Below are 22,305 nucleotides of genomic sequence, written 5' to 3'. Positions count from 1 at the left end.
CTGATCGGGGAAGACGTGTGACCGGCCCCCAGTACGACGACCACGACGCCCCGCCACCAGAGGACGACTGGCAGCCGTCCGACGACGCCTTCCCGCCGGGTCCGGCGGACTTCCCGGACGGCCCCGGTGACCGGCTCCCGGTGAGTCGCAAGAGCGAGGGCGGCGGCCGTGGGGGCGGCAACTTCGGCAAGGGTAACTTCCAGCGCGGCGACAAGCGCAAGGACTCCGGCGGCTCCGACTCGGCCGAGGACCGGGCCGGCTCCGACGCCTTCGAGCGGGTGCCGCCGCAGGACCTCCCGGCCGAACAGTCCGTGCTCGGCGGCATGCTGCTCTCCAAGGACGCCATCGCCGACGTGGTCGAGGTGCTCAAGCCGCACGACTACTACCGCCCGGCCCACGAGCTCATCCACAGCGCCATCCTCGACCTCTACGCCCGCGGCGAGCCGGCCGACCCGATCACCGTCGCCAGCGAGCTCACCAAGCGCGGCGAACTCACCCGGGTCGGCGGCCCGGGCTACCTGCACACCCTGGTCAACTCCGTCCCGACCGCGGCCAACGCCGAGTACTACGCCGAGATCGTCCACGAGCGCGCCGTCCTCCGCCGCCTGGTCGAGGCCGGCACCCGGATCGCGGGCATGGGCTACGCCGCCGAGGGCGACGTCGACGAGATCGTCAACGCGGCCCAGGCCGAGATCTACGCCGTCACCGAGCAGCGCACCAGCGAGGACTACGCCCCGCTCGCCGACATCATGGAGGGCGCCCTCGACGAGATCGAGGCGATCGGCTCCCGCCAGGGCCAGATGTCCGGCGTCCCCACCGGCTTCGCCGACCTGGACGCGCTCACCAACGGTCTGCACCCGGGCCAGATGATCGTCATCGCGGCCCGACCCGCGATGGGCAAGTCGACCCTGGCGCTGGACTTCTCCCGGGCCTGTTCGATCACCAACGGTCTGCCCAGCGTGATCTTCTCGCTCGAAATGGGGCGCAACGAGATCGCCATGCGCCTGCTCTCGGCCGAGGCGCGGGTCGCGCTGCACCACATGCGCTCCGGCAACATGACCGACGACGACTGGACCCGGGTGGCCCGCCGGATGCCGGACGTCACCGCCGCACCGCTCTACATCGACGACTCGCCCAACCTGTCGATGATGGAGATCCGCGCCAAGTGCCGTCGGCTGAAACAGCGTCAGGACCTCAAGCTGGTGGTCATCGACTACCTCCAGCTGATGCAGTCCGGCGGCTCCCGCCGCGCCGAGAGCCGGCAGCAGGAGGTCTCCGACATGTCCCGAAACCTCAAACTGCTGGCCAAGGAGCTCGAAGTCCCGGTCATCGCGCTCTCCCAGCTGAACCGTGGCCCGGAGCAGCGCACCGACAAGAAGCCGATGGTCTCCGACCTCCGCGAGTCGGGATCGATCGAGCAGGACGCCGACATGGTGATCCTGCTGCACCGCGAGGACGCCTACGAGAAGGAGTCCCCCCGCGCGGGCGAGGCCGACCTGATCGTCGCCAAGCACCGTAACGGCCCCACGGCCACCATCACGGTCGCCTTCCAGGGCCACTACTCCCGCTTCGTCGACATGACTCGGGACGTGACGTGACCCGACCCGGTAGCGTCTCGGACGGCGGGTCGGAATCGAACGCGCGCTGTCGACTGCGCCGACGGACTTGATCGAGTCGGCGGCGTGACGGGTGCTCAGCGTCTCGTCTCGTACCTGGCCAGGATCACGCCGCAGGGAAGTGTCCGTGTCTCCACCAGGTTCAGGTTCACCCAGCTGTCCAGGGCGGTGAAGAACGGTGTGCCGCCGCCGACCAGGACCGGGACGGTGGCCAGCAGGTACTCGTCGATCAGGCCGGCTCGCATGGCCGCGCCGGCGAGGGTTGCGCCGCCGATGGCCATCGGGCCGCCGTCCTCGGTCTTGAGGCGGGTGATCTCGGCGACGGCGTCGCCGGTGACCAGGCGGGTGTTCCAGTCGACGTGGTCGATCGTCGAGGAGAAGACCACCTTCGACATGTTCCGCCAGCGGCGCGCGAACTCGATCTGCTCCGGGGTGGCGTCGGGCTGCTGGTCGGCGGTCGGCCAGTAGGAGCTCATCGTCTGCCACAGCTTGCGCCCGTACAGCGAGAGGTCGGTCGCCTGCACCTGGTCGGACCAGAACTGGAACAGCTCGTCGCTGGGCACGCTCCAGCCGATGTCGTCGCCGGGTGTGGCGATGTAGCCGTCCAGGGTCAGGTTCATGCCGTAGATCAGCCTCCGCATGGCGCCATCCTTCCGTGGGTCGGTCGCATCCGCACGGATCGACGCGGCGCTCACCTGGCGTCCCGTTGTTCGTCGACGGCGAGTCCCTTCTCCTCAACTGAGAGGGTGGTCCCATGGATGCGACGGGGCGGTTCCGGTTGGCGGTGGGGGAGTGGGCGGCCGGCGGGGTGGGCGCTGCGGCGTCCGCTGACGTGGCGCGTGGGCTGGCGGGCCAGGCCGTGCGCACGGCGGTGCTGGTGGAGGGGGTCAGTGACCAGGTGGCGCTCGAAGCGCTGGCTGGGCGGCACGGGAGGGATCTCGGGGCGGAGGGCATAGCCGTCGTTCCGCTCGGGGGAGTGACGAACATCGGCAGGTTCCTGGCTCTGCTGGGGCCCGAGGGGCTCGATGTCGGTCTGGCCGGGCTGTGTGACGCGGGCGAGGAGGGGTACTTCCTGCGGGCGCTGGAGCGAGCCGGGCTCGGCCGGGAGTTGGCTCGTGCCGACATGGAGCCGCTGGGCTTCCATGTGTGCGTGGCCGACCTGGAGGAGGAGCTGATCCGTTCGCTCGGGGCCGAGCGCGTGCAAGCGGTCTTCGAGGCCCAGGGCGACCTGCGGGCTTTCCGGGTGTTCCAGAAGCAGCCGGCCCAGCGGGAGCGCGACGTCGAGCGGCAACTGCGGCGCTTCATGGGGACGATCAGCGGGCGGAAGAGCCAGTACGCGCGAGCGCTCGTGGACGAGCTGGACCTCGATGGTGTGCCCAGGCCGCTGGATCGCCTGCTCGCGCAGCTCTAGCCGGTGAGCCAGGTTGGCACCGTGTGGCGCCATTCGGCGCCACAGAGCGCTTAGAAAAGGGCATGGTGCCATGGTGGCTCAGGGGAATCTGAGTGCGTTTCCGCAGGTGGGGGGCGTATGGGTGATTTCGTGGCGCCTGGAGCGCAAGTGAGGCTTGCATGTGGTGCCACAGTGGTGCCATGATGACGTCATGGACCTCACCCCGTATGTCGACACCCTCCGCCGCGAACTCGCGGTGGCCGCCGAGGCAGGCGGCGACGAAGCCCGCGAGCTGGCGGAGCGTCTCACCGCCCCCCTGGAGTCGGCGACCCGGCTCACCATGCTCAACGTGCTGTCCGCTGCGATGGACGAGGTCACCCGTGAACTCGCCCCCGGCTCGGTCGACGTACGGCTGCGCGGGTTGGACCCGGACTTCGTGGTGACGCTGCCGCCCACCGAGGGTGGCGCCACTGCGGAGCCGGCCGCCCCGGTCGAAGCGTTCCAGGCCCCGGCCGAGGGCGACGAGGGTGGCACCGCCCGCGTCAACCTCCGGCTGCCGGCCCACCTCAAGGCCCGCGCCGAGGAGGCCGCGGCCCGCGAGGGCCTGTCGGTCAACGCCTGGTTGGTCCGCGCCGTGTCGGCCGCTGTCGACGGTGGTGCCCGGCCGCGGACGACCGAGAGGACCACGACCGTCGGACAGAGCATCACGGGCTGGGTCCGCTAGCCCGCCCGCACCGCTCCAACCGGCACCGCCCTCAACAAGCAGCCCCAACCAGCACCGCTCCGATCCGCACCACTTCACCCACACCACGTCCCACCAGCGGGGACGCCCAGAAGACCCAAGAGGACGGGACAGCCATGCCTTCTTTCGACACTCCCGAACCGATCTCGGCCACGGCGCACGTGGAGGCCGGTTCCATTCAGTTCACCGCAGGCGACCGGCTCGACACCGTGGTCGAGGTGCGGCCCCGCGACCCGAAGAAGGACCGGGACGTGCGGACGGCCGACCAGACCGAGGTCACCTACGCGAGTGGCGTACTGACCGTCAGGACGCCCAAGGGCAACCTGCTCGGCCTCGGCCGCACCGGCGTCGTGGACGTGACGGTCGAACTGCCGACGGGCTCGCGCATCGACATGACCGGCGCCTGGACCCAGGTGTTCGGGGAGGGCCGGCTCGGCGAGGTGCGCGTGAAGACCTCGTCCGGTGATGTCCGGCTCGACACCACGGGGCCGCTGAAGCTGACGGCCTCGCACGGCTCCATCACGGTGGACCGGGTCGAGGGCGCGGCCGAGATCACCACCAGCTCGGGCAGCCTGCGGGTCGGCCTGGTCGACGGTCCGGCCGTCCTGAAGAACTCGCACGGCACCACCACCGTCGGCGCCGCGAACGGCGAACTGCGGGTGAGCGGCGCCAACGGTGACATCGAGATCCGGCGGGCCGAGGATTCGGTCACCGCCACCACCGCGCACGGCACCCTGCGGGTGGGTGAAGTGGCGCGCGGCACCGTCCAGTTGGACACCTCGTACGGCGCCATCGAGGTCGGCGTCCGGGAGGGGACGGCCGCCTGGCTCGACGTCAGCTCCGGTGCCGGCCAGGTGCGCAACACGCTCACCGCGTCGGAGGCCCCGGAGGGCACCGAGGACACCGTCAAGGTCCGCGCCCGTACCCGGTACGGCAACATCGACGTCCGCCGCGCCCACGCCTGAGCTCGAAGCTTCCGCAAGCCCACTCACCGAAACGCTCGAAGGGGAGGACCCCATGGGTTCATCTGTCATGCCCACGCCAAGGAATGGCCGGTCGGCCGCCGTCTCCGCCGTCGGCCTGCGTAAGTCGTACGGCGACAAGACCGTTCTCGACGGCATCGATCTGCGGATCCCGGCCGGGTCGGTGTTCGCTCTGCTGGGGCCGAACGGGGCCGGCAAGACCACCGTCGTGAAGATCCTCTCCACCCTCATCACCGCCGACGGCGGCCAGGCCCAGGTCGCGGGCCACGACGTCACCACGGCACCGGACGGGGTGCGCGCGGCGATCGGGGTCACGGGTCAGTTCTCCGCCGTGGACGGGCTGATCACCGGTGAGGAGAACATGCTCCTGATGGCCGACCTGCACCACCTCTCCAGGAGCGAGGGCCGGAGGGTGGCGGCGGAGCTGCTGGAGCGGTTCGACCTGGTGGAGGCCGCGAAGAAGCCCGCCTCCACCTACTCCGGCGGTATGAAGCGCCGGCTCGACATCGCGATGACGCTGGTCGGCAGCCCCCGGATCATCTTCCTGGACGAGCCCACCACCGGCCTCGACCCGCGCTCGCGGCACGGCATGTGGCAGATCATCCGCGAACTGGTCTCGGGTGGCGTCACCGTCTTCCTGACCACTCAGTACCTGGACGAGGCCGACGAACTCGCCGATCGCATCGCCGTGCTCAACAACGGCAGGATCGCGGCGGAGGGCACCGCCGAGGAGCTCAAGCGGCTCATCCCCGGCGGCCACGTCCGCCTCCGCTTCGCCGACCCCGCCGCCTACCGCAGCGCCGTCGGCGCACTGCGCGACGCCACCCGGGACGACGAGGCGCTGACCCTGCAGATCCTCAGCGACGGCAGCCAGCGCGACCTGCGCACCGTCCTCGACCGCCTGGACACGGCCGGCATCGAGGCGGACGAGCTCACCGTGCACACCCCCGACCTCGACGACGTCTTCTTCGCCCTCACCGGTACCGACCAGCCCAAGGAGACCCTCCGATGAGCACCCTGGCCCTCGCCGTCCGCGACTCCTCCACCATGCTGCGCCGCAACCTGCTGCACGCGCGCCGGTACCCGTCGCTCACCCTCAACCTGCTGCTCACTCCGGTCATGCTGCTGCTGCTCTTCGTCTACGTCTTCGGCGACACGATGAGCGCGGGCATCGGCGGCGCCGCCGACCGCTCCGCCTACGTCGCCTACCTGGTGCCCGGTCTGCTGCTGATGACCATCGGCAGCACCACCATCGGCACCGCGGTGTCCGTCTCCAACGACATGACCGAAGGCATCATCGCCCGCTTCCGGACCATGGCCATCCACCGCGGCTCCGTCCTGATCGGACACGTCGTCGGGAGCGTCCTGCAGTCCGTCGCCAGCGTCGTCCTGGTCGGCGCGGTCGGGGTGGCGATCGGTTTCCGCTCCACCGACGCGACCGTCCTGGAGTGGGTGACGGCCTTCGGGCTGCTGGTCCTGTTCGCCACCGCGCTCACCTGGATCGCGGTCGGGATGGGCATGGTGAGCCCGAACGCCGAGGCGGCCAGCAACAACGCGATCCCGCTGATCTTCCTGCCGCTGATCTCCAGCGCCTTCGTCCCGGTCCACGCGATGCCGGGCTGGTTCCAGCCGATCGCCCAGTACCAGCCGTTCACTCCCGCCATCGAGACCCTGCGCGGCCTGCTCCTGGGCACCGAAATCGGCAACAACGGGTGGCTCGCGGTCGCCTGGTCGCTCGGTCTCACCGTCCTCGGTTACCGCTGGTCCAAGGCCGCCTTCAACCGGGACCCCAAGTAGCCGGTTCGGCCCGGGAGATGGCGGTGGATCTACACCGACCGGCCCGAGGCGATCCACTCGTCCCAGGAGGGGGCGATCAGCTCGGCGATGGCGTCGTACCCCGCTTCGGCGGGGTGGGCGCCATCGCCGACGCGTACTTCGTGGATCCAGGTGGGATCGGCGGCGAGCGGTTGGTGGGCGGGGACGTACGGGACCTCGGCGGTGCGGCAGATCCGGGCGAACTCCCGGTCCAGACCGGCGGTGCGGGCCTGGTGGCCGAGGTCGGCGACCGGCGGCGGGGCGACCACCAGGACGGACCAGCCGTTGGCGGTGGCCAGGTCGAGCAGGCGGGTCAGGTTGGCCGCGGACTCGTCTGCGGGGACCCGGGGCCGCCCGTTCTCGTGGGTGGCGTCGTTGACGCCGACGGAGAGCACGACCCGGGGGTCGGTGGCGGCGGCCAGCCGCGGGCCGCACTCGCCCTCGAAACGCTTGAGCACATCGGCTGAAGTCTGGCGCCGGACCCCGAGGTTGTAGCCGGTGAGGGGCTGCCCGGCGGCGAGGGTACGGGCGGCCAGCCGGCCGGCCCAGCCGAGGAACCGTGGGTCGCCGACGCCGGCCACGTAGGAGTCGCCGACGAAGCAGATGCGCAGGTCGCGGGTCATGCCCGCGATCCTGGCAGCCGGGCGGCGCGGGGTGTCCGGGATTCCGCCCCTTGGACACAGTGGTCGGTGAACTGCCCGTTCCGTGCAGGGCGGTGGCCCGGCTGTGGTCAGAGGGTGACGGTGGCCCGGAAGACGGTCGTGCCGGAGCCGGACAGGGTGGTCTCCGTGCCCGTTCCGGGCAGGAAGGCGGACTGGCCGCGGTCCAGGGTGAGCACGGTGCCGTCGGCGGCGGTGAGTTCGGCGCTGCCCTCGGTGCAGAGCAGGATCTGCGGGGCCCGGCCGTCGAGCACCCGGGCCGTCCCGGTGAGGACGAACCGGGACAGCCGGAACTCGTCGATCGGTACGGGGTAGAGCTCTTCGCCGTTGGCATCGGCGGCCGGCCGCAGCACCTCCGGGCGGCCGGCCCGGAAGTCGACCACCCGGAGCAGCTCGGCCACGTCCACGTGCTTGGGCGTCAGCCCGCAGCGCAGCACGTTGTCGGAGTTGGCCATGATCTCGGTGCCGGTCCCCCGCAGGTAGCCGTGCGGGAGCCCGGCCCCGAGATAGAGCGCTTCGCCCGGCTGGAGGACGAAGTGGTTCAGCAGCAGGCCGATGAGCAGCCCGGTGTCGCCGGGGAACTCCCGGGCGGCGAAGGCGTATCCGGCGAACTGTCCGGTCGGGTCGTCGGAGGCGGCGGCCCGCTCGATCGCGGCGGCGGTGGCCGCCACGACGGCGGTGGCGCTCTCCCCGGTCATCGAGAGGATGTCGGCGACCGCCTGGCTCAGGGCCTCCGACTCCGGCTTGTTGCGGAGCAGTTCGACCAGCGGCAGCAGCTCGGGCACGTCCAGAGAGGCCAGCAGATCGGCCGCCTCGGCCGGTCGGCGGAATCCGCACAGACCCTCGAACTCGTCCAGCGCGCAGATGAGTTCGGGCTTGTGGTTGGCGTCCCGGTAGTTCCGCTCCGGGGCGTCCAGCGGGATGCCCCTGGCCTCCTCGGCGGCGAAGCCCGCCTCGGCCTGGGCCAGCGTGGGATGCGCCTGAATGGAGAGCGGCACCCCCGCCGCCAGCACCTTGAACAGGAACGGCAGGGTCGGCCCGAACCTGGCCACCGTCTCGGCCCCCAGCTCGCCCTCCGGGTCGGCCTCGATCAGCTCGTCCAGGGCGCGCGGACCACCGCCCCGGTCGACCCGGGACGGGGCGCTCGGGTGGGCGCCCATCCAGAGTTCGGCCTGCGGTTCGCCGGTCGCCTCGACGCCCAGCAACTCGGGGATGGTGGTGACCGACCCCCAGGCATAGGGGCGGACGGTGTTGGCGAGCCGGTTCATGGGCACGTCCTGTTCGCTCTCGTACGGGAGTGGACCGACCCTAACCCGCTTCGGTGCGAGTGCGGGGACGGGCCGGTGTGGTGGTGGGGGGTGTCAGGTGCGGATGAGGGTCAGGACGGTGTCGCGGATGGTGGCCATGATGGCGGGGGTGTCGGCTTCGACGTTGAGCCGCAGGAGGGGCTCGGTGTTGGAGGCGCGGAGGTTGAGCCACCACGTGGGCGTGGTGATGGTGAGCCCGTCGAGGGTGTCGGTACCGGCGTCGGGACAGCCGGCGTAGTGGGCGGCGACCCTGGCGGTGGCGGCCTCCTGGTCGGTGACCGTGGAGTTGATCTCCCCCGACGCGCTGTAGCGGTCGTAGGCGGCCGTCAGCGCCGACAACGGCCGCTCCTGGTGCCCCAGCGCCGCCAGCACGTGCAACGCCGCCAGCATCCCGGTGTCGGCGCGCCAGAAGTCCCGGAAGTAGTAGTGCGCGGAATGCTCCCCGCCGAACACCGCACCCGTGACGGCCATCTCCTGCTTGATGAACGAATGCCCCACCCGGGTCCGCACGGGAGTGGCACCCAGCTCACGGACCACCTCGGGCACCGTGTGCGAGGTGATCAGGTTGTGGATGACGGTCGGGTTGCTCTCACCGGCGGCCTGCACCCGGGCGATCTCCCGCGCCGCCACCAACGCCGTGATCGCCGACGGCGACACCGCCTCACCACGCTCGTCGATCACGAAACAGCGGTCCGCGTCCCCGTCGAACGCCAGCCCCAGATCCGCCCCGCACTCCACGACCTTCGCCTGGAGGTCGACCAGGTTCGCCGGATCCAACGGGTTCGCCTCGTGGTTGGGGAACGTCCCGTCCAACTCGAAGTACAGCGGCACCAGATCCACCGGCAGACCCGCGAACACCGTGGGCACCGTGTGGCCGCCCATCCCGTTCCCCGCGTCCACCACCACCTTCAACCGCCGCATCCCCGCCAGGTCCACCAGACCCAGCAGATGACCCGCATACCCACCCAACGTGTCCTTCACCGACAACGACCCCGCAGCCACCTCCAACGGCGGCACCGTCACCACGCCATCCGGACCCGTCCACGACTCCACCAACTCACGGATCTCCGTCAGCCCCGTGTCCTGCCCCACCGGCGACGCACCCGCACGACACAACTTGATCCCGTTGTACCGCGCCGGATTGTGCGACGCCGTGAACATCGCCCCCGCCAGATCCAACGACCCCGACGCGTAATACAACTGATCGGTCGAACACAACCCGATCTCCACCACATCCGCCCCCGACCCCACCGCCCCCAACGCGAACGCCCGCGACAACGACGGCGACGACGGCCGCATGTCATGCCCCACCACCACCGCCGACGCACCCACCACCCGCACAAACGCAGCACCCAACGCGAACGACAGACCCTCGTCCCACTGATCCGGCACCACACCACGCACGTCGTACGCCTTCACCAACTGCATCAAGTCCCGCACTGTCCGGCACTCCACCCTGCTCGGTGCGGCCGTGCCGCACGTTCTCGGTCGACACCGGCGCGGGTCCGACCTTCCCGGTGCTCCCACCGGCGCTGGGGCGCGGCGATGGGCGGGCGAGGCGGACGCGAGCGACGGTTGCTTCGCGACCCACGGGTGTGCAAGTTGAACAGGAAGACTATCTGGTGAGCGGAGCGCGGCACCGCCCTGGCGACCGCCGGGCAGCCGGTTCGTCGTAGCATGCGCTATTCCTGCACTTCTTCGTATCCGAGGAGACCGGGCACCGCGAGGTGCGCCTCATCCACCCGGACAGCGGCCACCAGGGCTCGCTGCTCACCCGCTGTACCCGAAAGGCATCAGAGACGTGACCACGGCTGACCAGGAGAGTTCCTTCGCCGATCTCGGTGGGGTGCTGGTGATCATTCCGACGTACAACGAGGCGGAGAACGTCGAGTTGATCACCGCGCGGGTGCGGGCGGCGGTTCCGGAGGCGCACGTTCTGGTGGCGGACGACAACAGTCCGGACGGTACGGGTGATCTGGCCGACAAGTTGGCGGCGGCGGATGATCACGTGCACGTGTTGCACCGCAGGGGCAAGGAGGGGCTGGGGGCGGCCTATCTGGCGGGTTTCCGTTGGGGTCTGGACCAGGGGTACCAGGTGCTGGTGGAGATGGATGCGGACGGTTCGCACCGCCCGGAGGAGCTGCCGAGGTTGTTGACGGCGTTGCGGACGGCGGATCTGGTGCTGGGTTCGCGGTGGGTGCCGGGTGGTGAGGTGGTGAACTGGCCGCGTTCGCGGCTGTTGCTGTCGCGGGGTGGTTCGTTGTACTCGCGGTTGATGCTGGATGTGCCGATCTGGGATGTGACGGGTGGGTACCGGGCGTTCCGGCGGGAGACGTTGGAGGGGCTGGGTATGGACCAGGTCGCTTCGGCGGGGTACTGCTTCCAGGTGGATCTGGCGTGGCGGACGGTCAAGGCGGGTTTCAAGGTGGCGGAGGTGCCGATCACCTTCGTGGAGCGGGAGCTCGGTGCCTCGAAGATGAGCCGGAGCATCGTGGTCGAGGCGCTGTGGCGGGTCACCGCCTGGGGCCTCACCGCCCGCCTCGACAAGCTCACCGGGAAGAAGAAGTAGCAGCAGCGGCGGCGCCCGGGAGAGGTGCTTGATCACTCACCTGGGCGCGCCTGTCCGGCGATTCCGGCGGTTTCCTCCCAAGCTGGAGCCCTACGGGTCCCGGCACGGGCCCACCGTGCGGACCAGGGAGCCGATGTGACGCCGTCCCAGCCCGAAGGGACCGCCGGAGCCGGACCGGCCGGTCCGGGGCACCCGGGTCCGGCCCCGGCCCCCCTGCGGATCGAGGTCTTCACCGGCCCCGAGACGGCCTTCTTCGCCACCTCCAGCCTGATCATGGGTGAGCGCACCGCGATCCTGGTCGACGCCCAGCTGACCCGGAGCGCCGGCCGGGAGCTCGCCGAGTGGGTGGCGGGCAAGGGTCGCCAGCTGCTCGCCATCGTGATCACCCACCAGCACCCGGACCACTACTTCGGTGCCGAGGAGGTGCTCCGGCTCTTCCCCAAGGCGCAGCTGCTCGCCGCCCCCCTGGTGGTGGAGGGCATCATGGCCACGCTGGCCGCCAAGGTGGCCCAGTGGAAGCCCGTGTACGGGGACGACATCCCGGACCATCCGCTGGTCCCCGCCACGCTGCTGCCGCAGCCGCTGATGATCGACCGGCAGCTGATCCGGGTGCTCAGCCTCGGACAGGGCGACAGTGCGGGATCCACCGTGGTCCACATCCCGGGCAGCCGCACGGTGGTCGCCGGGGACTTCGTCTACAACGGCACCCACGTCTGGACGGCGGACACCGACCCGGCCGAGCGCGAGCAGTGGGCGCACAACCTGGCCAGGCTGGCCGACCTCGGCGCCGACCGGGTGATCGCCGGCCACCGGGCCCCCGGCGCCGACGACGACGCGATGCGGGTGCTCACCTTCACCAGCGAGTACCTCCAGGACTTCGACCGGGCCCTGTCCGTCCACCCCGACGACGCCGAAGCCCTGGTGGCGATGGTCAACGAACGCTACGGCGGACTGACCCTCCCGGCGATCCTCGAACTCAGTGCGGCGGCCAACGTCCTCACGCCCGAGGACCTCTCCCACGGCGACAACGGGATCGTGGACGCGGAGATCGTCGAGGACCCCTGAGCGGAATACTGGCCACATGACGGCCTACGACGCACTCGTCCTCGCCGGGGGCGCCGCCCGGCGGCTCGGCGGCGTGGACAAGCCGGGTCTGGCGGTCGGCGGACGCACCCTGCTCGATCGGGTGCTCGCCGCCTGCCCGGACGCCCGCACGGCGGTGGTGGTCGGCCCCGGACGGCCGACCGAACGCCGTGACCTGCTCTGGACCCGGGAGGACCCACCCGGCGGCGGCCCGGTCGCGGCGGTGGCGGCCGGACTCGCCCTGATCACCGCGGACCGGGTGTTGCTGCTCGCGGCGGACCTGCCGTTCCTGGACGGGCGGACCGTCGGGCGGCTGGTGGACGCGCTCGCGGAGGAGTACGACGGTGCCCTGCTGGTGGACGCCGACGGCCGGGACCAGCCGCTGGCCGGCGCCTACCGCACCGCCGCCCTCCGGGCCGCCCTGGCCGGTCTCGGTGAACCGGCCGGGCTGCCGATCCGGCGGCTGCTCGCTCCGCTCCGGCTCGGGCGCCTGGCCGACCCGGACGGTGTCTCCTGCGACTGCGACACCTGGGAAGACCTGGAGGCCGCCCGCCGCCGGGACCTCTGAGCCCCTGGAATGCGGTCCTGCTCACCGGTGGCCGTGCGGCTCGGTGAGCGAAACGACGCGCGATGCTCACGCCCCGGAGCGTGGCAGCCGACGACGGATCAGGGAGCATGGGCCCATGGAACGCACGCTGGATGACTGGATCGCCGACGTCGCCACCGAGCTGGGCATCGACCTGGAGGTGGACGTGTCCGGCCTGCTGGACCTCGCCCGGGTGGTGGCGCACGGGGTGGCCAGGCCCGCCGCACCGCTGACGGCGTTCCTGGTCGGCTACGCGGCGGCCCAGCAGGGCGGCGGCGCGGAAGAGGTGGCCCGGGCGCGGGTCAGGACCGAGGCGCTGGCCGAACGCTGGGCCCGGGAGCAGGAGTGACGACGGTGGCGGCGGCCGCCCCCGTACAGGCGCTGCGGCACTGCCCGTGGCCGCAGGCCCGCCGGGCGGCGCGCCTGGCCGGCCGTCAGCCGCTGCCCGCCGTCGGGCTCGCGCTGGGGGCCGCGCTCGGGCAGACCCTGGCGGGGCCCTTGGAGGCGCTCACGGACCTGCCGGCCTTCGACACCTCCGCGATGGACGGCTGGGCGGTCGCCGGTCCGGGGCCGTGGCGGCTGGCGGGCCGGGTGCTGGCCGGTGAGCCGTGCGGGCCGCTGGCGGACGGCGCCGCGGTGCAGATCGCCACAGGCGCGCAGCTGCCGCCGGGTGCCACCGGCGTGCTGCGCCGGGAGCACGGCCGGACCGACGGGGTGGTGCTGCACCCGACGGGCGAGGTGCCGCCGGGGCAGGACGTCCGGCCACGCGGCCAGGAGTGCCGCCGGGGCGAGTCGCTGCTCCCGGCCGGGACGGTGGTGACCCCGGCGGTGCTCGGTCTGGCCGCGGCCTGCGGGTACGACCGGCTCACCGTGCACCGCCGTCCGACGGTCGAACTGCTGCTGGTCGGTGACGAACTGCTGGAGTCCGGCCTCCCGGGCGCGGGCCTGGTCCGCGACGCGCTCGGGCCGCTGCTGCCGCCGTGGCTGGCCGCCGCCGGTGCGGAGCTGGTCGGACAGCGCCGGGTAGGGGATGACTTCGGGCTGCTCAGGGACGCGATCCGGCACTCGCCCGCCGACGTGGTGGTCACTACCGGAGGGACGGCTGCCGGGCCGGTGGACTTCCTGCACGAGGCGCTCGCCGCCACGGGCGCCCGGCTGTTGGTGGACGGTGTCGCGGTCCGCCCCGGACACCCGATGCTGCTGGCCGAACTCCCGGACGGGCGCCACCTGGTGGGCCTGCCGGGCAACCCGCTGGCGGCCGTCGCCGGCACCGTCACGCTGGCCCTGCCGCTGCTGGGCCGGCAGGCCGGCCGTCCGGGACCGGAGCTCAGGACCGAGCCGGTGGCCGCCGCACTGCCGGGCCATCCGACCGACACCCGGCTGGTCCCGGTGGTCAGGACCGAGCGTGGCCTGGTGCCGCTGGCCTTCGACGGCCCGGCGATGCTGCGGGGCCTGGCCCTGGCCGAGGCGCTCGCTGTCGTCCCGCCCGGCGGGGTGCCGGCCGACGGCCGGGCCGAGACCCTGGCCACGCCGTGACCGGTCCGGTCAGGTCGTGTCAGGCGGGTCTGATGGTGATGACGCGGTCGGTCAACTGGAGGACGGCGGCTTCGGGTTCGGTGTAGTTGAGCACCCGCCGTCCCCGCACCACCGCCACCACCAGATCCGCGCACTCACGCGGACCGTGACCCGCCTCCGCCCTGGTGACGGGACGCTCCACCACGTCCAGCCCGTTCCCGTACGTCAGCAGGTCCTCCATCACCGCCCCCGCGTGCGGACTCAGCATCGACATCCCCAGCAGACGCCCCGCCGAACTCGAACTCGTCACCACCACATCCGCACCGCTCTGCCGCAACAACGGCGCGTTCTCGTCCTCCCGCACCGCCGCCACCACCGTCGCACCCCTGTTCAACTGACGAACCGTCAACGTCACCAACACCGCAGTGTCATCACGGCCCAAAGCGACGACCACCCGGGCGGCTCGATCCAGTTCCGCGCTGCGCAGGGTGTCCGTCCTGGTCCCGTCACCCTGGACGCCGACCAGTCCGTCCAGGGCCACCTGCTCGATCACCTTGGCCTGGGGGTCCACGACGACGATCTCGCGGCGCTCCACACCCTGACCGAGCAGCGTGGCCACCGCATGGCGCCCCTTGGTCCCGTACCCCACGACGACGGTGTGCTCCCGCACAGTGTCCTTCCACCGTCCGATCCGCCACTGCCGGCGAGTCCGCTCGGTCAGGACCTCCAGGGTGGTGCCGACCAGGATGATCAGGAAGACCACGCGCAACGGTGTGATCACCAGGATGTTGGTGAGCCGGGCCCCGTCGCCGACCGGGGTGATGTCGCCGTACCCGGTGGTGGAGAGCGTGACGGTGGCGTAGTAGCCGGCGTCCAGCAGGTCCACCGAACCGTCGGAGTTGTCGTTGTAGCCGGTGCGGTCCAGCCAGACGATCAGCGTGGTGGCGACCAGCACCGCCAGCGCGAGCACCAGCCTGCGGGAGACCTGGAGCAGCGGCGGCTTCGGCGGCTGGGTGGGCAGGCTGATCCGGCTGCCGGACTCGGTATCCGAGTCCGGGCGTCGGCTGCGGCGGTAATTCGATCGCCGCAGCCGCGAGGGCGGGCGGTCGGCTCGCGAGGACTGATCGTTCTTCGTCACGTGGACCAGAATGACGGCAGCGTCCGCCCGGTGGCCGTTCCGGCCGGGCGAGTCGTGGCATCACCGGAGCCGCACCCGGACTCGGTATCGTCACCAGCACTCGTATCCGTCAACCCGCTGGAGGCCCACCGTGCGGGAGCACACCGTCGTCGTGGGGTACGGGACCAAGGGGCGCCACGCGGTGGCCACGCTGCTCGGTCAGGGCGTCGACCGTCGCGAGATCGTCGTCGTGGACCCCCAGCGCAGGGTGATCGACCAGGCCACCCGGGACGGACTGACCGGTGTGATCGGCGACGCGACGCGGACCGAGACCCTGCTCCGGGCCGAACTGCCCACCGCCGGCAAGGTCGTGGTGGCACCCGAGCGTGATGACACTGCGGTGTTGGTGACGTTGACGGTTCGTCAGTTGAACAGGGGTGCGACGGTGGTGGCGGCGGTGCGGGAGGACGAGAACGCGCCGTTGTTGCGGCAGAGCGGTGCGGATGTGGTGGTGACGAGTTCGAGTTCGGCGGGGCGTCTGCTGGGGATGTCGATGCTGAGTCCGCACGCGGGGGCGGTGATGGAGGACCTGCTGACGTACGGGAACGGGCTGGACGTGGTGGAGCGTCCCGTCACCAGGGCGGAGGCGGGTCACGGTCCGCGTGAGTGCGCGGATCTGGTGGTGGCGGTGGTGCGGGGACGGCGGGTGCTCAACTACACCGAACCCGAAGCCGCCGTCCTCCAGTTGACCGACCGCGTCATCACCATCAGACCCGCCTGACCACCGTCCGCGATCGCCCCGGGCCGGGGCAGTACCGTCGGACGTATGCATGCGATGACGATTCCTCAGCCCGGCGGTCCCGAAGCCCTGGTGTGGGCGGAGGTGCCGGATCCGGTGCCCGCCGCCGGGGAGGTGCTGGTCGAGGTCACGGCCAGTGCGGTGAACCGGGCCGACCTGTTGCAGCGGCAGGGCCGCTACGCCCCGCCGCCCGGCACCTTGCCCTACCCCGGCTTGGAGTGCGCGGGGCGGATCGTCGCCCTCGGGGCCGGGGTGGCCGGCTGGGCCGTCGGCGACGAGGTCTGCGCCCTGCTGGCGGGCGGCGGGTACGCCGAGCTGGTGGCCGTCCCGGTCGGCCAACTGCTTCCGGTACCGTCGGGGTTGAGCGTGACCGAGGCGGCCGCGCTGCCCGAGGTGGCCTGCACGGTCTGGTCGAACCTCTTCATGGTGGCCCACCTGCGTCCGACCGAGACGGTCCTGCTGCACGGTGGCGCCAGCGGTATCGGCACGATGGCGATCCAGCTGGCCAAGGCGGTCGGCGCCAAGGTGCTGGTCACCGCGGGGAGCGCGGACAAGCTGGCCCGCTGCGCCGAACTGGGTGCCGACATCGGCATCGACTACCGGAAGCAGGACTTCGTCGAGGAGGTCGCTGCCGCCACCAAGGGGGCCGGGGCGGACGTGATCCTGGACATCATGGGCGCCAAGTACCTGGACCGGAACATCGACGCCCTGGCGACCAACGGCCGACTGGTCGTGATCGGTCTGCAGGGCGGGGTCAAGGGCGAACTGGACCTCTCCAAGCTGCTCGCCAAGCGGGCCGCCGTGGCCGCCACCGCGCTCCGCAGCCGCCCGCTCGGCGAGAAGGCCGCGATCGTGGCGGCCGTCCGGGAGCACGTCTGGCCGCTGATCGAGGCGGGTGTGGTGAAGCCCGTGGTCGACCGGGTGCTGCCGCTGACGGAGGCGGCCGAGGCACACCGGGTGGTGGAGGCCGGGGAACAGGTCGGCAAGGTGCTGCTGGCGCGCTGAGCGCGGGGTCGGCCGCAGCTCCGGAGGGGGCTGCGGCGCGACTCCTGATGGGTCCGAAATGCCTGGATTATCGGAATATGTGAGGCTGGTGCGGAGCTGTCCCGCCGCCGTCCGCGTCGCAGCGCGTTCGGCCGTCGGAAGGACCTCCCGCCGTGGCCGCACTTCCGTTCGCGTTCTCAGCACGTTCTGTTCCGGTGATGGTGCTGTGGCGTACCGCAGTGCTGGCCGGGGCGACGGTGCCGCTGCTGCTGGCCGGGTCGATCGCGCTGGCGGAGGAGCGGGAGCCGGGGGGGTCGCCGCAGGCGGGGGTGGTGCTGCCCACGGTCCCGTCGGTGCTGATACCCCAGCTGCCCGCGCTGCCAGTACTCCCGACCTTGCCGACGCTGCCGGTGCTGCCCACCGTTCAGCTGCCGGTGGTGCCGGGGTCGAGCCCGGGGCGGACCGTCCCGGCGACGCCCGGGAACCCCGAGCCGTCCGGGGAGCCGGTCGAGCCCTCGCCCTCCGCGACGCCCACGCCGGTCCAGACGCCCACTCCGGCTCCGACACCGACCGCACCGGCCGCTGTCCAGCCGAGCCCGACGCCGACGCCCGTCCGTCCGTCCGTGCAGCCCACCCCGACCCCGCTCCCGGGCCCGGCGAGGGTATCGGCCCGACCGGCCGCGCCTGTGGTGCCGGTGGCTCCCGTCGTGCAGTACGTCGTGCGGTACCAGGAGCCCTCGCAGCCGCCGCCCGCTCCGGCGGCCCCCGCCGCCGAGCCGGTGGTCCAGCAGCCCGAGGCCGCACCGGCCGCCCCGGCCGAACCGGTCGAGCAGGACGGACCGCCCGACGTGGTCGAGACGGCCGACCGGCCCCCGGCGGCCGTCCGGGTGGCGGCCGACTTCACCGCCCCGCTGCGTTGGACCGACGCCTCCACCCTGCAGTTGCCGCTCGGCGCCGGGCTGGCGATGATCGGCGCCGGGCTGGCGCTGGTCGGCCTGCGGCTGCGCCGTCGCTGACGCCTGGTCAGGGCGGATCAGCGGCGCGGAGGGCCTCGTACCGGCATGATGGTCGGTGAGTTGACCCTCTCCCCGCGCGAAGCATATGAAGGAGCTATGACGAAGCCGATGAACGAACGGTCGCAGTCGGAGGACGCCCCGAAGGTGCTGATCGTGGGCCCGGACGGGATGCCCGTCGGTGCGGTCCCCGGATCGGGCTTCGGCCGGGGCGGGGAGGGCGAGGCGGTGGAACCCCGGGAGCTGCCTGTGACCGAGATGGTCGAGCAGCCCGCCAAGGTCATGCGGATCGGCAGCATGATCAAGCAGCTGCTGGAGGAGGTCCGGATGGCGCCTCTCGACGAGGCCAGCCGGGCGCGCCTGAAGGACATCCACGCCAGCTCGATCAAGGAGCTGGAGCTCGGCCTGGCACCCGAGCTGGTGGAGGAGCTGGAGCGGCTCTCGCTGCCGTTCACCGAGGACACCATCCCGACCGAGGCGGAGCTGCGGATCGCGCAGGCCCAGCTGGTGGGCTGGCTGGAGGGCCTGTTCCACGGCATCCAGACCGCGCTGTTCGCCCAGCAGATGGCCGCCCGAGCGCAGTTGGAGCAGATGCGGCGCGCACTGCCGCCCGGCAGCCACGGCGCCGAGGCGGAGTTCGACGAGCCGGTCGAGGGCCGCGGCATCCGCTCGGGCCCGTACCTGTAGAGCTGCTGCGCACACTTCGTTCCAGCTCGGACACGGCCCCGCCCCGCCACCCGGGGACGGCGGCCCGAGCCGATACCCTGACCCCTGTCGTCGGCCCCCTGCGGGTCGTCGGCCGGGGTCGGTCCGGTTCTGCACCCGGACGGCTGTGCAGCCGGGACACCTCCGCAGCCGGAGGGGGAAGCAGGGGACATGAGCGGCGAGGACGGCAGCACGGTCGAGGGCCACTCGCTGGCAGGCGGCCGGTACGTGCTGCGGCACCTGCTCGGCCAGGGTGGGATGGCCTCCGTCCACCTGGCGCACGACACCGTGCTGGACCGCAAGGTCGCGGTGAAGACCCTGCACACCGAGCTGGGCCGGGAGCAGGCGTTCCGGGAGCGGTTCCGCCGGGAGGCGCAGGCGGTCGCCAGGCTCCAGCACACCAACATCGTCTCGGTCTTCGACAGCGGCGAGGACGTCGGCCCGGACGGCGCGACCACCCCGTACATCGTGATGGAGTACGTCGAGGGCCAGTCCCTGCGCGACGTGCTGAACGAGGCGATCGCCCGGGGCGGCGCGATGCCCGCCGACCAGGCGCTGACGATCACCGGGGCGGTGCTGTCCGCGCTGGAGGCTTCGCACGACCAGGGCTTGGTGCACCGGGACATCAAGCCGGGCAACGTGATGGTCAGTGCCAAGGGCACCGTGAAGGTGATGGACTTCGGCATCGCGCGCGCCCTGCAGTCCGGGGTGACCTCGATGACCCAGACCGGCATGGTGGTCGGCACCCCGCAGTACCTCTCGCCCGAGCAGGCGCTCGGCAAGAGCGTGGACGCCCGCTCGGACCTCTACTCGGTCGGCTGCATGCTGTTCGAGCTGCTCACCGGGGAGCTGCCGTTCGACGGTGACTCCCCCTTCTCGATCGCGTACAAGCACGTGCAGGAGGAGGCGCCCGCGCCCTCCGGCCTCAACCCGGCGGTCCGGCCGGGGGTGGACGCGCTGGTGGCCCGGGCGCTGCGGAAGGATCCGGCGCACCGGTTCCCGACCGCCGAGGCGATGCGCGCCGAGGTGGAGCGGATCGCGGCCGGGGTGCCGGACGGCGGGGTGCCGCTGCGTGCGGCCACGCCGCTGGTGATCGGCGAGGGGCCGCGTTCGGTGTCGGCCGGCGGCCCGGCGGCGGTCGGGAGTTCGCTGACCGGCTTCCCGCAGGTCGGCGGCGACCTGCGCGGACCCACGCCGCAGGTGCACCAGCCGTACCAGCCCGCCACCCCGCCGCCGTACGGCCCGCAGACCCCGCCGCCGGTCTTCGCCCAGCCGTACCCGGGGCCGTTCCCGCAGCAGCAGCCCTCGCCCTACCCGCCGGGGCAGCCGTACCCCCAGCAGTCTTACGCCGCACCGCAGTTCGCCCCGCAGGCGGCGAAGGGGAACGGCTGCTCGACCGCGCTGGTGGTGATCGGGGTGATCATCGGGGTGCTGGTGCTGGCCTCGGTGATCGTCGCCATCGTGGCGGCCAAGCAGGAGCAGAACCGGCAGAGCGACACGTACGACAGCGGCGCGTCGGCGGCTTCGAGCCAGTACCTCCCGGACCGGCCGATCTGATTGGCGCACCGGCTGTGCCACGGCACGGCGGGTCCGCCGAAGCGGTAGCGTTCCAAGGACGCAACTGACAGGGCGACCGCCCGGGGCGAGGAGTGATGGCACAGACACAGCAGCCGGGCGACGGCGCGGACGAGACCCCCGAGACGCCCGAGGTGCCGGCGGCCAACCCCACATCCGGCACCGCCGAGACGGCCGAGACGGCCTTGCTGCCCGCGACCGCCGGCCCGGGTCCCTCCACTCCAGGACGGGGCACCGCCGCACCGCTCGGCACCGTGGGTGACGGCCGCTACCGGCTCACCCACCGGCTCGGCCGGGGCGGGATGGCCGAGGTGTTCGCGGCCCAGGACGTCCGGCTGGCCAGGACCGTCGCGGTCAAGCTGCTCCGTACCGAACTCGCCCAGGACGAGACCGCCCGGCTCCGGTTCACCCGCGAGGCGCACTCGGTGGCCTCGCTCAACCACCACTCGATCGTCGCCGTCTACGACACCGGCGAGGAGGTCGAGGACGGCGAGTCCACGCCGTACATCGTGATGGAGCTGGTCGAGGGCCGGACCGTCCGCGAGCTGCTGGTGGACGAGGAGGCGCCACCGGTCGACCAGGCGCTGATCATCATCGCCGGGGTGCTGGAGGCGCTCGCCTACAGCCACCGGCACGGCATCGTGCACCGCGACATCAAGCCCGCCAACGTGATCATCACCACCGGCGGCGCGGTCAAGGTGATGGACTTCGGCATCGCGCGCGCCCTCACCGGCGCGGCCAGCACGATGACCCAGACCGGCATGGTGATGGGTACCCCGCAGTACCTCTCGCCCGAGCAGGCGCTCGGCAAGGCGGTGGACCACCGCTCCGACCTGTACGCGGCCGGCTGCATGCTCTACGAACTGCTCGCGCTGCGCCCGCCGTTCACCGGTGACACCCCGCTCTCGGTGGTCTACCAGCACGTCCAGGACGCGCCGGTGCCGCCCTCGCAGGCCAACCCGCGGGTGCCCGCCGTGCTGGACGCGATGGTGCTGCGCTCGCTGGCGAAGAACCCGGACGACCGGTTCCAGAGCGCGGACGAGTTCCGGGCCCACCTGCAGCACGCGCTGCGCGAGATGCACGGTGCGGCGGGGGCCGGGTACGCGGCAGGGGCTGCCGCCGCGGCGGCAGCGGCGGCCGGGCTGGCGGCCGCCGGTTCCGGTCACACCGGCGGCTACCCCGGCTACGAGGGGAGCCCGAGCGGCGGCACCGCGATCACCGAGCCGCTCGGGGGCGTCGCGGCGGGCAGCGATCCGACGGCGGTCCTCGGGTATCCGGTGGGTTCGCCGTTCCGGACCCCCTCGGCGCCGTACCCGGCCGTGGACCCGGCCGGGGGGCCGGACGAGCCGGAGCCGAGGCGGCGACGGAACCCCTGGCCGGCGGTGGCCGGGGTGCTGCTGGTGCTCGGCGCCGCGGGCGTCGGCATCGGGCTGGCGCTCGACGGCGACAAGGGCACCGGGACGCCGGTCGTCCCGGTGACGTCGAGCACCCCCTCGGCCTCGCCGTCCCCGTCGGTGGACACCCCGTCCCCGTCGGCCGTCAAGACCACTCCCCGGACCCCGTCGGCGACCCCGTCGGCCAGCGCGTCGGCCACGCCTTCGCCGTCGCCCAGCCCGTCGCCGTCGCCGAGCGCGTCCAAGTCGCCGTCGGCCACGCCCTCGCCGTCGCCCAGTGCATCGGCGACGCCGAGCTCGTCGCCGTCGCCCGTCACCTCCTCGTCGAACCCGGCCCCGCCCAGCTCACCGGCGGCGAACCCGAACGAGACGAACCAGTAGGCGGGGGCCCGGGGCTCCGCTGGTCTGCGGCTCCGCCGCGGGACCTGACGTGCGGATGACCCCGGGCCCCTG

The 22,305-nt window shown here is 72.2% G+C and carries 18 protein-coding genes and 4 pseudogenes; 17 read left to right on the top strand and 5 right to left on the bottom strand.

Going from position 1 to position 22,305, the window contains the following annotated elements:
• Nucleotides 1–140 precede the first annotated feature (140 nt).
• Nucleotides 141–1,598 carry a replicative DNA helicase gene (gene dnaB / locus ACKUU6_RS15635; RefSeq protein WP_407992139.1) on the top strand — a complete coding sequence of 486 codons (1,458 nt, stop codon included), beginning with the start codon at nucleotides 141–143 and terminating at the stop codon, nucleotides 1,596–1,598.
• Between the two features lie 95 nt (nucleotides 1,599–1,693).
• Here dnaB and ACKUU6_RS15630 read toward each other — a convergent pair whose 3' ends face one another.
• Complete coding sequence (locus tag ACKUU6_RS15630) at nucleotides 1,694–2,257, bottom strand: dihydrofolate reductase family protein (protein ID WP_407989149.1); 564 nt, start codon at nucleotides 2,255–2,257, stop codon at nucleotides 1,694–1,696.
• A 113-nt stretch (nucleotides 2,258–2,370) separates the two neighbouring features.
• On the opposite strand from ACKUU6_RS15630, the gene ACKUU6_RS15625 reads away from it, so the two are divergent.
• From ACKUU6_RS15625 to ACKUU6_RS15605, 5 genes are all read left to right on the top strand, one after another.
• A complete protein-coding gene (locus tag ACKUU6_RS15625; RefSeq protein ID WP_407989148.1) occupies nucleotides 2,371–3,027 on the top strand; it encodes a TOPRIM nucleotidyl transferase/hydrolase domain-containing protein in 657 nt (218 codons plus the stop codon).
• A gap of 190 nt (nucleotides 3,028–3,217) precedes the next feature.
• Nucleotides 3,218–3,730 (top strand): toxin-antitoxin system HicB family antitoxin, encoded by a 513-nt coding sequence (locus ACKUU6_RS15620; protein WP_407989147.1) that lies wholly within the window; start codon nucleotides 3,218–3,220, stop codon nucleotides 3,728–3,730.
• A gap of 134 nt (nucleotides 3,731–3,864) precedes the next feature.
• Complete coding sequence (locus tag ACKUU6_RS15615; protein ID WP_407989146.1) at nucleotides 3,865–4,713, top strand: DUF4097 family beta strand repeat-containing protein; 849 nt, start codon at nucleotides 3,865–3,867, stop codon at nucleotides 4,711–4,713.
• 67 nt (nucleotides 4,714–4,780) lie between these two features.
• A complete protein-coding gene (locus tag ACKUU6_RS15610) occupies nucleotides 4,781–5,743 on the top strand; it encodes an ATP-binding cassette domain-containing protein (protein WP_407989145.1) in 963 nt (320 codons plus the stop codon).
• Nucleotides 5,740–6,528 carry an ABC transporter permease gene (locus ACKUU6_RS15605; RefSeq protein ID WP_407989144.1) on the top strand — a complete coding sequence of 263 codons (789 nt, stop codon included), beginning with the start codon at nucleotides 5,740–5,742 and terminating at the stop codon, nucleotides 6,526–6,528. The genes ACKUU6_RS15610 and ACKUU6_RS15605 overlap by 4 nt, the downstream gene beginning before the upstream one ends.
• A gap of 29 nt (nucleotides 6,529–6,557) precedes the next feature.
• On the opposite strand, the gene ACKUU6_RS15600 is transcribed toward ACKUU6_RS15605, so the two are convergent.
• From ACKUU6_RS15600 to ACKUU6_RS15590, 3 genes are all read right to left on the bottom strand, one after another.
• A complete protein-coding gene (locus tag ACKUU6_RS15600) occupies nucleotides 6,558–7,169 on the bottom strand; it encodes a GDSL-type esterase/lipase family protein (RefSeq protein ID WP_407989143.1) in 612 nt (203 codons plus the stop codon).
• 107 nt (nucleotides 7,170–7,276) lie between these two features.
• Nucleotides 7,277–8,473 carry a mannose-6-phosphate isomerase, class I gene (gene manA, locus ACKUU6_RS15595; protein WP_407989142.1) on the bottom strand — a complete coding sequence of 399 codons (1,197 nt, stop codon included), beginning with the start codon at nucleotides 8,471–8,473 and terminating at the stop codon, nucleotides 7,277–7,279.
• Between the two features lie 93 nt (nucleotides 8,474–8,566).
• On the bottom strand, nucleotides 8,567–9,940 hold the full coding sequence (locus tag ACKUU6_RS15590) for a phosphomannomutase/phosphoglucomutase (RefSeq protein WP_407992138.1): 1,374 nt from the start codon (nucleotides 9,938–9,940) through the stop codon (nucleotides 8,567–8,569).
• Between the two features lie 373 nt (nucleotides 9,941–10,313).
• Here ACKUU6_RS15590 and ACKUU6_RS15585 point away from each other — a divergent pair, with 373 nt between their 5' ends.
• The 5 genes and pseudogenes from ACKUU6_RS15585 (at nucleotide 10,314) to ACKUU6_RS15565 (ending at nucleotide 14,286) form a co-directional block, all read left to right on the top strand.
• Entirely contained in the window at nucleotides 10,314–11,081 is a 768-nt protein-coding gene (locus tag ACKUU6_RS15585) for a polyprenol monophosphomannose synthase (RefSeq protein ID WP_407989141.1), read from the top strand.
• A gap of 135 nt (nucleotides 11,082–11,216) precedes the next feature.
• Nucleotides 11,217–12,146 carry an MBL fold metallo-hydrolase gene (locus ACKUU6_RS15580; protein ID WP_407989140.1) on the top strand — a complete coding sequence of 310 codons (930 nt, stop codon included), beginning with the start codon at nucleotides 11,217–11,219 and terminating at the stop codon, nucleotides 12,144–12,146.
• 16 nt (nucleotides 12,147–12,162) lie between these two features.
• A pseudogene (locus ACKUU6_RS15575) lies at nucleotides 12,163–12,721 on the top strand (molybdenum cofactor guanylyltransferase); the annotation flags it as partial.
• A gap of 105 nt (nucleotides 12,722–12,826) precedes the next feature.
• A pseudogene (locus ACKUU6_RS15570) lies at nucleotides 12,827–13,099 on the top strand (DUF6457 domain-containing protein); the annotation flags it as partial.
• On the top strand, nucleotides 13,096–14,286 hold the full coding sequence (locus ACKUU6_RS15565) for a molybdopterin molybdotransferase MoeA (protein ID WP_407989139.1): 1,191 nt from the start codon (nucleotides 13,096–13,098) through the stop codon (nucleotides 14,284–14,286). The pseudogene ACKUU6_RS15570 and the gene ACKUU6_RS15565, both read left to right, overlap by 4 nt.
• A gap of 19 nt (nucleotides 14,287–14,305) precedes the next feature.
• Here ACKUU6_RS15565 and ACKUU6_RS15560 read toward each other — a convergent pair whose 3' ends face one another.
• On the bottom strand, nucleotides 14,306–15,355 hold the full coding sequence (locus tag ACKUU6_RS15560) for a potassium channel family protein (RefSeq protein WP_407992137.1): 1,050 nt from the start codon (nucleotides 15,353–15,355) through the stop codon (nucleotides 14,306–14,308).
• Between the two features lie 160 nt (nucleotides 15,356–15,515).
• On the opposite strand from ACKUU6_RS15560, the pseudogene ACKUU6_RS15555 reads away from it, so the two are divergent.
• The 6 genes and pseudogenes from ACKUU6_RS15555 to ACKUU6_RS15530 form a co-directional block, all read left to right on the top strand.
• Nucleotides 15,516–16,163, top strand: a pseudogene (locus tag ACKUU6_RS15555) (potassium channel family protein); the annotation flags it as partial.
• Nucleotides 16,164–16,208: 45 nt separating this feature from the next.
• Nucleotides 16,209–17,186, top strand: a complete 978-nt coding sequence (locus ACKUU6_RS15550) for an NAD(P)H-quinone oxidoreductase (protein ID WP_407989138.1) — start codon at nucleotides 16,209–16,211, stop codon at nucleotides 17,184–17,186.
• Between the two features lie 197 nt (nucleotides 17,187–17,383).
• The gene (locus tag ACKUU6_RS15545; RefSeq protein WP_407989137.1) at nucleotides 17,384–18,181 is read left to right on the top strand and encodes a hypothetical protein; all 798 of its coding nucleotides are present in this window, start codon (nucleotides 17,384–17,386) and stop codon (nucleotides 18,179–18,181) included.
• A 96-nt stretch (nucleotides 18,182–18,277) separates the two neighbouring features.
• Nucleotides 18,278–18,865: a bacterial proteasome activator family protein gene (locus ACKUU6_RS15540; RefSeq protein ID WP_407989136.1), complete on the top strand. Its 588-nt coding sequence runs from the start codon at nucleotides 18,278–18,280 to the stop codon at nucleotides 18,863–18,865.
• Between the two features lie 189 nt (nucleotides 18,866–19,054).
• Nucleotides 19,055–20,347, top strand: a pseudogene (locus tag ACKUU6_RS15535) (protein kinase domain-containing protein); the annotation flags it as partial.
• Between the two features lie 188 nt (nucleotides 20,348–20,535).
• Complete coding sequence (locus ACKUU6_RS15530; RefSeq protein WP_407989134.1) at nucleotides 20,536–22,233, top strand: protein kinase domain-containing protein; 1,698 nt, start codon at nucleotides 20,536–20,538, stop codon at nucleotides 22,231–22,233.
• Nucleotides 22,234–22,305 lie beyond the last annotated feature (72 nt).

It is taken from the genome of Kitasatospora sp. CMC57 (genome assembly GCF_045866025.2).
GTDB lineage: Bacteria > Actinomycetota > Actinomycetes > Streptomycetales > Streptomycetaceae > Kitasatospora.
Note: the sequence above shows the minus strand (reverse complement) of the source record. Positions and strands in the feature narration are given on the sequence as shown.

What these genes read in the sequence shown, in the direction of transcription:
- ACKUU6_RS15630 (WP_407989149.1), bottom strand. Translation starts at nt 2,257, where the DNA reads ATGCGGAGGCTGATCTACGGCATGAACCTGACCCTGGACGGCTACATC.
- ACKUU6_RS15625 (WP_407989148.1), top strand. Translation starts at nt 2,371, where the DNA reads ATGGATGCGACGGGGCGGTTCCGGTTGGCGGTGGGGGAGTGGGCGGCC.
- ACKUU6_RS15620 (WP_407989147.1), top strand. Translation starts at nt 3,218, where the DNA reads ATGGACCTCACCCCGTATGTCGACACCCTCCGCCGCGAACTCGCGGTG.
- ACKUU6_RS15615 (WP_407989146.1), top strand. Translation starts at nt 3,865, where the DNA reads ATGCCTTCTTTCGACACTCCCGAACCGATCTCGGCCACGGCGCACGTG.
- ACKUU6_RS15610 (WP_407989145.1), top strand. Translation starts at nt 4,781, where the DNA reads ATGCCCACGCCAAGGAATGGCCGGTCGGCCGCCGTCTCCGCCGTCGGC.
- ACKUU6_RS15605 (WP_407989144.1), top strand. Translation starts at nt 5,740, where the DNA reads ATGAGCACCCTGGCCCTCGCCGTCCGCGACTCCTCCACCATGCTGCGC.
- ACKUU6_RS15600 (WP_407989143.1), bottom strand. Translation starts at nt 7,169, where the DNA reads ATGACCCGCGACCTGCGCATCTGCTTCGTCGGCGACTCCTACGTGGCC.
- manA (WP_407989142.1), bottom strand. Translation starts at nt 8,473, where the DNA reads ATGAACCGGCTCGCCAACACCGTCCGCCCCTATGCCTGGGGGTCGGTC.
- ACKUU6_RS15590 (WP_407992138.1), bottom strand. Translation starts at nt 9,940, where the DNA reads ATGCAGTTGGTGAAGGCGTACGACGTGCGTGGTGTGGTGCCGGATCAG.
- ACKUU6_RS15550 (WP_407989138.1), top strand. Translation starts at nt 16,209, where the DNA reads ATGCATGCGATGACGATTCCTCAGCCCGGCGGTCCCGAAGCCCTGGTG.
- ACKUU6_RS15545 (WP_407989137.1), top strand. Translation starts at nt 17,384, where the DNA reads ATGGTGCTGTGGCGTACCGCAGTGCTGGCCGGGGCGACGGTGCCGCTG.
- ACKUU6_RS15540 (WP_407989136.1), top strand. Translation starts at nt 18,278, where the DNA reads ATGACGAAGCCGATGAACGAACGGTCGCAGTCGGAGGACGCCCCGAAG.
- ACKUU6_RS15530 (WP_407989134.1), top strand. Translation starts at nt 20,536, where the DNA reads ATGGCACAGACACAGCAGCCGGGCGACGGCGCGGACGAGACCCCCGAG.